The 4,420-nt window shown below is 71.3% G+C and carries 3 protein-coding genes; all 3 read right to left on the bottom strand.

The features are described from left to right. Positions 1-64 precede the first annotated feature (64 nt). Positions 65-361: a hypothetical protein gene (locus ACGF5O_RS48940; protein WP_393816428.1), complete on the bottom strand. Its 297-nt coding sequence runs from the start codon at positions 359-361 to the stop codon at positions 65-67. Between the two features lie 315 nt (positions 362-676). Then, a complete protein-coding gene (locus ACGF5O_RS48935; protein ID WP_393816427.1) occupies positions 677-1,600 on the bottom strand; it encodes a DUF6924 domain-containing protein in 924 nt (307 codons plus the stop codon). A gap of 27 nt (positions 1,601-1,627) precedes the next feature. Next, entirely contained in the window at positions 1,628-3,736 is a 2,109-nt protein-coding gene (locus ACGF5O_RS48930) for a HEAT repeat domain-containing protein (RefSeq protein ID WP_393816426.1), read from the bottom strand. Positions 3,737-4,420: the final 684 nt, after the last annotated feature.

Here is a 4,420-nt window from a genome sequence, read left to right as displayed (position 1 = left end):
CCAAGACCACGTCCCAGGACACGACGATCCACCGTCCGCGCACGCACGGCAACGGCGCACGGCATCACCAGCTCACTGAGGAAGAGCCGCACCCAAGGGCGATCAGCCCGCACATCTCCCCCAAGGTCGCCACCCAGTCCGTACCAGCCGCCGCGTCCGCCACGTACTCGTCGCCATCGTCGAGGAGGCCAACAGCCTTCATCTGAGCGTTCACCCGCTCGGCGACCGCGTCGCGCGCCAGTTGGCCGGTGTGCTCGTCCTCGACGACGCTGGCCGACAGTCTCTCCACCCCGCCGATCCACTGCCCCGTCCGCTCGGCACGCTTGACCACGCGGGCCCACCACGCGGTCAAGCGCAGCATCGCCCCCTGCCTACAGGCCGTCACCTTCCCGGGCACCGGGGCCAACCAGCAGAGTCTGGACCTGGGCAACGTCGCGGCGTCCCAGCTGCCTGCCGCCAGGCCAAGCAACGCGTCGAAGGCGAGGCGGCCCGCGGCGGCGACCTGCTGCGCTGGCAGGACGCCGGAGGCGCCCTGGGCTGCCGGTGGGTTCAGCCAGGCCTTGTGGGTCTGCCTCCAGGGCGGATCGGCCGGCCCGTCGGCTCGCGGTGGTCGGGGATACGGTTGCAGAGCGTGCCAGCCTCCGTCTCCGCCGTGAAACGCACCATGCCAGCGGGATCACTGCTCCTCGGCGACGAACTCATAGAAGTCCATGTTGGCGATCTCCAGGTTGCACGCCATCGATCCGACCTCGCGGCAGGGAAGGACGGCCTGCAGTCCCGGGCTGTCGTACAGGTCGACGACAGTCAGCGGTCGTCCGGGCTCGGTAAAGGTCCGGGCGTCGGCGAGCGCGACCAACGTGGTGTGCTCCTCGGGCGGGACGAGCGCCGGGACCTGGCCCGGCTGCAGGCCCTCGAAGGCAGGATTGTCGACGACCAGCGCTGTCAGCGGGTAGTGCTCCACACCGATCTCGTCCAAGTCCAGGTCCGCGCCGACCCAGCCGTCCACGTCTGTCCCGCCCAGTTCGCCGAGCAGGGCCTGCCAGCCCGCCTCGTCGTCGAAGCAGGTGCGGACCAGCAGGGCCGCGGCAGTAGAGGGAAGCGACGGGAAGGACCGGCGTGGCGGTGTCGACGTGGGCGTGGGGAAGGCCGGCCGGCCGCCGTCGCCCTGGTACGTCCCGCACCGGTCCATGTCTTGCACCAGGTCGTCGAAGGCGAGTGTGCCGCCCAGCAGGTCGGCGAGGATCTCGCCGAGCCGGGCCGACAGGATCCGGACGCCACGCCCGGGTATCGACGCCAGGTCCACCAGCAGCGGGCCGTCCCCGCCGTACACCACCGGGATGTCCGCCAGGACGACGACCGGCGGCACGGGACTGCCGCCGGGAACAAGCACCGGGACGTTTCCCGCATGCAGGAAGTCCCATCCGCTGTCCTCGACCATACGCAGCCGCACTCCCGTGTCTCCGAGGACGAGCCCGTCGTCTTCCCAGCGGGCTGCGATCTCGTCGAGGAGCCCGCCCCACAACGCCCTGCCCTCCGCGTGGCACGTGCAGACCAACAGCACCTCACCGGGCGCCGGCTTCGGAAACTCGGGAAAAGACATGTCTCTCCTGTGGCGGTGTCAGATGAGTTAGCCGGCGACGGGGGTGGCGAACTCGTCGGGAGTGGCGAGGCGGGCGATGAGGGTACGGCCGACCCGCTGGAGTTCCTCGTCGTGGTCGATGCTCTGGAACCTGCCGCCGCGCCGGGGCAGGGCCAGTTGCTCGCGGAGCAGGGGCAGTGCCGGTGCCGCGAGAGCGCCCATGCGGTCCAGGCAGCCGACGACGTGGTTGGCCGTCGCGGGGTTCTTGACCATGGACTGCAGCAGGGCGTTCAAGACGGCCGGTGCCTCCGCCTCGCCGCCGACCTCCCAGAGCGCCGTCGCGCAGTGCACCCGCACCCATTCGTAGTCGTGCGTCAGGAAGTTGCGCAGGCGCGGCAGAGCGGCGGATGCGGGCGGCCCTATCTCGCCGACCAGATCCGCCGCGTCCCCGGTGTAGTCGTCGAGGAGACCCAGCAGAAGCGGCATGACCTCGGCCAAGTCACCGCCCACGGCCCAAAGGGCGGTGACAGAGGCGGGGCGTACGTGTGCGTCACCGGCGGTGGTCAGCGACCGGATGGTGTCTCGTGCGCAGGCCGCTGCCCGGCCGAACGCCGCCAGCGCCTTCAGCGCTGATCGCGTGACACCGTGCTGCTCATGGCGTATCGCAGTACCGAGGGCGTCCACCACCGCAGTGACCGCGCCCGGGTCGCCGAGCGTGGCCAAGGCGGAGAGGATCGCGTTGGCGCTCATTTCGTTCCGCTGCTGGGAGAGGTCGATCCGGCGCAGGTGGTCACAGAGCCGGGGCACCAACTCGCCGGCAGCCTGCGGCAGATGCCCGGCGACCTGGATCGCCCGCCAGGCGTCGACGCCGCTGTCCAGGCCGGCCAGCAGACTCGGCAGCGCGCGAGCGTCGCCCAGGCGTGCCAGGGCCCGAACAGCGTCCCGGTGGCTCCTGCGCAGCAGGGCATCCGGAGCGGCCCACACGTTGGGGCCGTGCGCCGCGCGTTGAGCGTTGATGCGCGCGGCGAGTGCCTCCTGGGCCGGGGCGGCGATCGGGTGGCAGGCTTCCAGGACGGCCGCAGCCTCGGCAGCAACCTCCTCGTCGGTTGTGGAGAGCTGGTCGGCAACGAGCAGGAGGAGGCGGGTGTGGTCCCCGCGCCAGGTCCGCATCAGCTCCCCGCTCATACGCACCGCGTCCAGGCGCGAGCCGGGATCGGGGCTGCACAGCTGCTCGGTCAGCACCGCGGTGCGCTCCAGCACACGGGCACCCAGAACGTCGTGAAGCGTCCGCAGCAGCGTGGTGGTGGGCGCGAACACGCGCGTGCGCCGGTCGAGATCCTCGAAGGCGGCGACAACCTGCGGCGCGATGGTGTCCGCGGATGTCACCGGACGGTTCGGGCTCGGCGCGATAGGCAGCACAGGCAGGACGCGGGCGCTCTCGCGCAGCAGGCCGAGGGCTGCCGGCACCACGTCCTCGCCGATCGCATCCGGAGCGCAGCGGGCCCGCTGGATCAGGGCCGCGAGCCGGGCCACCGGGCCCCCGGTGGGATCGGCAGCGAGCCCGGCAAGCCAGTCCATCACCTGGTGCGCGGCCGCCGGCAGGCGCAGTGCCAGAATGGCCGCCGCCTCCATGATCCGCAGCCGGGCCACCAAACCTTGCTCGGCGGCCAGCCGCTCGCGCAATACTGCAGCGGCCCGGTCAGCGTCGTCAAGGAAGAGCCCGAGGCCGGGAATCGCGGCCAGGCGTACGTCCGGGTCTGCGTCGCGGGCGAGTTCGGCGAACTCCGCTCCCCGCTCGCGCAGGAAGGCGACGGCCTGCCCGAAGCCTGTCGGCGGGTAGTACTCGATCTCAGTGCCGTCGTCCGCGAAGCCCCGCTCCAGGGACTCCCGGCCGATGCTGACCAGCAGCGCCACCACGGCCGCCCGCCCGGGCGCCGCGCCATCAGCGACCAACTCGAACAGGAAGGGCAGAGCGGCTGCCGTGGACGGGTACACGTCGCCCTGATGGTGAACCGCACCGTAGAAGCGATCGAGGGCCGCGCTGCGCTCCCCGCCATCCGGGGAGCACAGCGCCCGCAGCAGCGCCGGCACCTCCTCGGCCGAGCCGTACGCGTGCTCCATCGACGCCCAGTCGATGTCATGAAGTCCGTCGAACATGATCCGAACCATGCCAGGCCCCACTGACATTGATATTGGGAGGCGGTTCCGGAAGAGACCACCGGCATCAGCCAGAGCGTCCGCCGCGGTCGGCTCGCGCACGGCGACGGACGACCGGCGGACCCGGCCCGGGCAACGGCACCGTACGAGCCTCAGCGGCTGCCCGGCGGGGTGGGTGACCAGCTGCCCAGCCAAGAGCAGCGCGTCCTGGCCAGGGGGGGCGGGCGCCGGCGCGCTCGGCGACCGTCCACGTCCGTCAGGGCCGGGGAGTACCCCGGCGCCCGCCTCCATCAGCGACAGCCACAGGGTGTCGTCGAAGCCGGTGTCCGCCGGGACGCATCCCAAACCGGTCCTGCCAGAACTCAGTGAACTCCTTGAGCCACTCGGCCTCGTGCGGGACAGCGGCTCGTGAACTCAAGCTCTCAGGGAGCCGAGGTCCCGGTGTCACGCAACCGGTAGACGGTACGGCGTTCAGGGCGCAGCGGGAGGTCGGGGCGGATGCGGGAGCGGGGCCGGAAGACAGAGCCACGGGTGTAGGTCACGCCTTCGACCGCGCCGTCCTTGTAGACCGGGCCGACGAGGTCGCCGTTGGGTGTGGCTCGTTCTCGGGGAAGGGCTGAGCTGGGAAAACGCTGGTGGCCGTTAGGTAATGGTCAGCGGATTTGGTGGCTCCGCGAGCGACAG

Origin of the sequence: Streptomyces sp. NPDC048291, assembly GCF_043201715.1 — a bacterium.
Lineage (GTDB): Bacteria > Actinomycetota > Actinomycetes > Streptomycetales > Streptomycetaceae > Streptomyces.
The sequence above is the reverse complement of the archived record's forward strand: the minus strand, read 5'-3'. Positions and strand labels throughout refer to the sequence as shown.